The sequence below is a fragment of the Micromonospora sp. NPDC049799 genome, assembly GCF_040656655.1.
Lineage (GTDB): Bacteria > Actinomycetota > Actinomycetes > Mycobacteriales > Micromonosporaceae > Micromonospora.
Genome location: NZ_JBFAMU010000397.1, coordinates 1 through 4,580, shown reverse-complemented (window position 1 = coordinate 4,580; position 4,580 = coordinate 1). Strand labels below are relative to the sequence as shown.

5 protein-coding genes and 2 pseudogenes are annotated in these 4,580 nt (G+C 73.3%); 3 read left to right on the top strand and 4 right to left on the bottom strand.

Translation table 11 applies throughout. The features are described from left to right. The 3 genes and pseudogenes from AB0I76_RS23045 to AB0I76_RS23035 all read right to left on the bottom strand — a co-directional run. Positions 1–196 (bottom strand): annotated as a pseudogene (locus tag AB0I76_RS23045) (hypothetical protein); the annotation flags it as partial. Positions 197–241: 45 nt separating this feature from the next. Further along, the gene (locus AB0I76_RS23040; RefSeq protein WP_357039005.1) at positions 242–385 is read right to left on the bottom strand and encodes a hypothetical protein; all 144 of its coding nucleotides are present in this window, start codon (positions 383–385) and stop codon (positions 242–244) included. Positions 386–489: 104 nt separating this feature from the next. Then, positions 490–1,335 (bottom strand): peptidase M23, encoded by an 846-nt coding sequence (locus AB0I76_RS23035; protein ID WP_357039002.1) that lies wholly within the window; start codon positions 1,333–1,335, stop codon positions 490–492. Positions 1,336–1,741: 406 nt separating this feature from the next. On the opposite strand from AB0I76_RS23035, the gene AB0I76_RS23030 reads away from it, so the two are divergent. From AB0I76_RS23030 to AB0I76_RS23020, 3 genes are all read left to right on the top strand, one after another. After that, entirely contained in the window at positions 1,742–2,662 is a 921-nt protein-coding gene (locus AB0I76_RS23030) for a PAC2 family protein (protein ID WP_357038999.1), read from the top strand. Between the two features lie 36 nt (positions 2,663–2,698). Beyond that, the gene (locus AB0I76_RS23025; protein ID WP_357038996.1) at positions 2,699–3,496 is read left to right on the top strand and encodes an exodeoxyribonuclease III; all 798 of its coding nucleotides are present in this window, start codon (positions 2,699–2,701) and stop codon (positions 3,494–3,496) included. A gap of 70 nt (positions 3,497–3,566) precedes the next feature. Further along, complete coding sequence (locus AB0I76_RS23020; protein ID WP_357038993.1) at positions 3,567–3,887, top strand: antibiotic biosynthesis monooxygenase; 321 nt, start codon at positions 3,567–3,569, stop codon at positions 3,885–3,887. A 124-nt stretch (positions 3,888–4,011) separates the two neighbouring features. Here AB0I76_RS23020 and AB0I76_RS23015 read toward each other — a convergent pair. Further along, positions 4,012–4,476 (bottom strand): annotated as a pseudogene (locus tag AB0I76_RS23015) (class F sortase); the annotation flags it as partial. Positions 4,477–4,580 lie beyond the last annotated feature (104 nt).

Sequence of the window (4,580 nt, the reverse complement as noted above, 5' to 3'; positions counted from 1 at the left end):
GCGCCGCCTCCGGCCCGAGCCGGCGCACCGCCTCCAGAGCGAGGTGCTCCGGGGCGTACTGCGGGTCCTCCCGCATCCGGTCCCAGAGCCCGGCCGGGGGCGCCTCGGGCACCTCCGGTGGCGACGTCCGCGCGACCGTGGGCGGCTGCGGCGGCAGGGCTGCGGACTGACCGTCGAGGGGCGCGGAATCGGTCACGAGATCTCCCGGGGTGTCACCAGGGGGCGGGGGACGGAGCGGGGGTCAGCGGCGCTTCTGGAACCTGGCCGCCAGGCCCCGCAGCTTCTGCTGGTTGGCGGGCTTGGCCATCTCACGCCGACCCCGTTCGACCAGCTGCTGGCCCTTGGGTGAGCGCAGGAACGCGGTGAGTCGCTGCATCAGAGACATGTCGTCCTCCAGTCGGTGCTGCCTGCATCATGTGTACATCGCAGCGACAACATCTGTACCCAGGACGCCCGAACCGCAACCGTCCACAATGGTCGGTCGGCAGCCTACCGCCCGGCGTCGAGGACCGCGTCGACGACCTCGGCGGCCCGCCACTCGTGCTGCGCGTAGTGCTCCGGGAAGGCCGAGACCTGCACCGCCTGCGCCGCGTCGGTGAGCCGCATCTGCTGCCAGCCGGGCACCTGGGCCAGGGCGGAGAGGAACTGGCGGGTCGCGAACGCCGGATCCATCAGCTCCCCCACCTCGCCCCAGCCGCTGCTCGGGCGCTGCTGGAACAGCCCGACCGAGTCGTGGTCCCAGCCGATCGCCTGGTGCGGGTAGTTCTGCGACTCCGGGAGCACCCCACTGGCGTAGTTGTAGAGGGTGCTCTCCTGCATGGCGGTCGCGACGGCGATCACCAGCGCGCGCCGGGGCATGTCCATCTTCTGGCCGGTGCGCACGATCGCCTGGGCGTTGCGCATCTGGGCGCGGTCCAGGCCGGCGACCGGAGCCACGACGGTCGGCTTCGGCTTCGGCTTCTTCGTCGGCGCCGGGCGGACGTCCGGGTCGGCGGCGGCGGTGGACGGCGCCACCGGCGAGGCCTTCGGGTCCTTCGCGGACCGGTCGTGGTCCCGCGAGGCGGCGTCCGGCTCGGCACGCTCGATCGGGGCCGCGGCCGCGTCGATCCGGGCCGCGTCGGCGGCGGCTTCGTCACGGGTCTGGGCCACCGCGGTCAGGCCGAGGCAGCAGACCAGGCCGGCGGCGAGGGCGATCCGGACCCGGCCGGGTCCGCGCAGGAGGTTCCGGGTGTACGCGCCGAGGGTGTTCGACCGTACGGATGAGGGGGTATCGTCCGAACGGTCAGCGGCGGCACCGTGGGTGCGGTGGTCGTCGAGGGAGTTGGCGTCAGGCATCAGCCGAGGCTAGGCAGGCTCCTCCTGCGATTACGCATGGTGATCACGTGGCGCTCCTCACGAAACCACCCCCGCCGGGGGGACGCCCCGGCACCGCGGCGACGCCGAGGGGACGGACCTCGGGAAACAGGCAGACCTCGCCCACCACGCGGCCCGGCCGCCCCCGGTCGGGACGGGGACGAACCGGCAGCGGTCCCACCGTGATCACCCACGTCCCCCGTTCGGTGGAGGACCACGTGGCCGGTCGGCGGGCGGCGGTGTCGCCGCATCCGGGACGGCTCGTCACCGCCGGGCCGGACCGGCGCATCGGCCGCGCGAGGAATGCAGGAGGATGGCGGGAGCGTTGCCCGAACCGGGCACCGTCCGCAACGGTGACCGATTGGCACATCCAGGGAGGTCCGTACCGGTGCTCGACCCACACGAGCTCTACGAGCTCACCGACGAACTGCCCGACCTCGGCCAGCCGGTCCTGATCCAGGCCCTCACCGGGTTCGTCGACGCCGGCAGCGCCGGCCGCCTGGCCCGCGAGCAGCTGCTCACCTCGCTGGACGCCCGCCCGATCGCCCGGTTCGACCTCGACCAGCTCTACGACTACCGGTCGCGCCGGCCGGTGATGACCTTCGTCGAGGACCACTGGGAGTCGTACGACGAGCCCGCGCTGGAGCTGCATGTGCTCCAGGACGATGACGAGACCCCGTTCCTCCTGCTCAGCGGACCGGAACCGGACCTGCAGTGGGAGCGGTTCGTGGCCGCCGTCGCCGGGCTCTCCGCCCGGCTGGACGTCCGGCTCACCGTCGGGCTCAACGCGATCCCGATGGCGGTGCCGCACACCCGGCCCGCCGGCGTGACCGCGCACGCCACCCGACCCGAGCTGATCGCCGGCTACGAGCCGTGGCTGCAGCGGGTCCAGGTGCCCGGCAGCGTCGGCCACCTGCTGGAGTACCGCCTCGGGGAGCAGGGCCGCGACGCGCTCGGCTTCGCCGCACACGTGCCGCACTACGTCGCCCAGACCGAGTACCCGGCCGCCGCCGAGGTGTTGCTGACCTCGGTCTCCCGCAGCACCGGCCTGCTGCTGCCCGGCGACGGGCTGCGCGCGGCGGCCGAGGTCGTCCGGGTGGAGATCGACCGGCAGGTCGCCCAGACCGAGGACGCCGGGGCGCTGGTCCGGGCCCTCGAGGAGCAGTACGACGCGTTCGCCCGGGGACGGGGCGGAAAGAACCTGCTCGCGCCCGACAGCGCGCCGCTGCCGACCGCCGACGAACTCGGCGCGGAGCTGGAACGGTTCCTGGCCGAGCAGACCCGCCCCAACGACACCCCCGGCACCTGACCGGCGGGGCGACCCGGCATGGGGCAGGCTGGAACCATGCGCCTGGCGACGTGGAACGTCAACTCGGTGAAGGCCCGCCTGCCCCGACTGCTCGACTGGCTGGCCGGCACCGAACCGGACGTGGTGTGCCTGCAGGAGACCAAGTGCCCCGACGGCGCCTTTCCGTCCGACGAGGTCGGCGCGCTGGGCTACACCGTGGCCAGCCACAGCGACGGCCGGTGGAACGGGGTCGCGATCCTGTCCCGGGTGGGCCTCACCGACGTGGTGGTCGGGTTCCCGGACGAACCCGGGTTCCCCGAGCCGGAGGCCCGGGCCATCTCGGCGACCTGCGGCGGCGTACGGGTCTGGTCGGTGTACGTGCCGAACGGCCGCACGCCGGAGGATCCGCACTACGCGTACAAGCTCGCCTGGTTCGCGGCCCTGCGCGACACCCTGGAGACGGAGCTGACCGGGAGCCTGCCCCTCGCGGTGTGCGGTGACTTCAACGTCGCGCCCACCGACGCCGACGTGTGGGACCCGGCGTTGTTCACGCACTCCACCCACGTCACGCCCGCCGAACGGGCCGCCCTGGCCGCACTGCGCGACCTCGGCCTGTCCGACGTGGTGCCCACGCCGATGAAGGGCCCGCACCCCTTCACGTACTGGGACTACCGGGCCGGGATGTTCCACCAGAACAAGGGCATGCGGATCGACCTCGTGTACGCCTCGGCGCCGTTCGCGCGCGCGGTCCGGTCCGCGTACGTGGACCGGGAGGCCCGCAAGGGTAAGGGCCCCTCCGACCACGCCCCGATCGTGGTCGACGCCGACCTCGTCCCCGCCGTCGAGTCCTTCTGACCCATCAGGGCCCCCTTTCCTGAAGGCGGGCGGGCCGGTCCCTGGGCGCGATGTCTGGTTAGGGTGGGGTATGGCAGTTGTGAAGATCAACGCGATCGACGTCCCGCCCGGCGCCGGCGAGGAGCTGGAGAAGCGCTTCGCGGCCCGGGCCGGCGCGGTCGAGAACTCCCCCGGCTTCCTCGGCTTCGAACTGCTCCGGCCGCTCGCCGGCGAGAGCCGCTACTTCGTCTACACGCGCTGGGAGAGCGAAGAGGCGTACCAGGCCTGGGCCGGCGGCCCCTCCCGCGCCGCCCACGCCTCCGCACCCGGCGAACAGCAGCGACCCCCGGTCGCCTCCGGCGCCACGCTCCTCGAGTTCGAGGTGGTCCAGCAGGTCCCACCCCGCCCCTGACCCAACCCCCGTTCGCAGCACGCAGTTTCATGGAAATAGTGGCTGTTCGGCGCCGGATGGCCACTATTTCCCCGAAAGAGCGCCCTCTCGGCGGCGGGAGGGCGAGGTGGGGCAGGGGCAGGGGTCAGGGGTTTCGGGAGGAGACCAGGGAGGCGAAGGCGATGACGTTGTCGGCGTACCCGGTCCGGCCGCCGAGCCAGTCGCCGCCGCAGGTGATCAGCCGCAGGCCGGGCGGGCCGGAGTCACCGTAGATCCGGTCGGCCGGCAGGCGGTCCTTCGGGAAGTGCTCCACCGAGTCGACGCGGAACACCACCACCGAACGGTCCGCGCGGGTCACCTCGATCGTGTCGCCGGGACGCAGCCGGTGCAGGTCGTGGAAGACCGACGGCCCACGCTTGGTGTCGACGTGCCCGACGATCACCGCCGGTCCCGGCTCACCCGGGGTGGGACCCCGGTCGTACCAGCCGGTCTCGTCGGCCCGCTCCAGCGGCGGTACGGCGATCGAGCCGTCCCGCGCCTGGCCGACCGGCTCGACGTCGGCGGCGATCTCGATCGTCGGTACGGAGAGGCGCACCGGACGGCTGGCAGTCAGGCCGGTGCCGGCCGCCATCACCGGCGACGGGGTGCACGACGTCGCCGAGCTGATCGACCGGCAGAGCCGTCGCCGCGCCGCCGCCACCGGCGGCGAGTCGC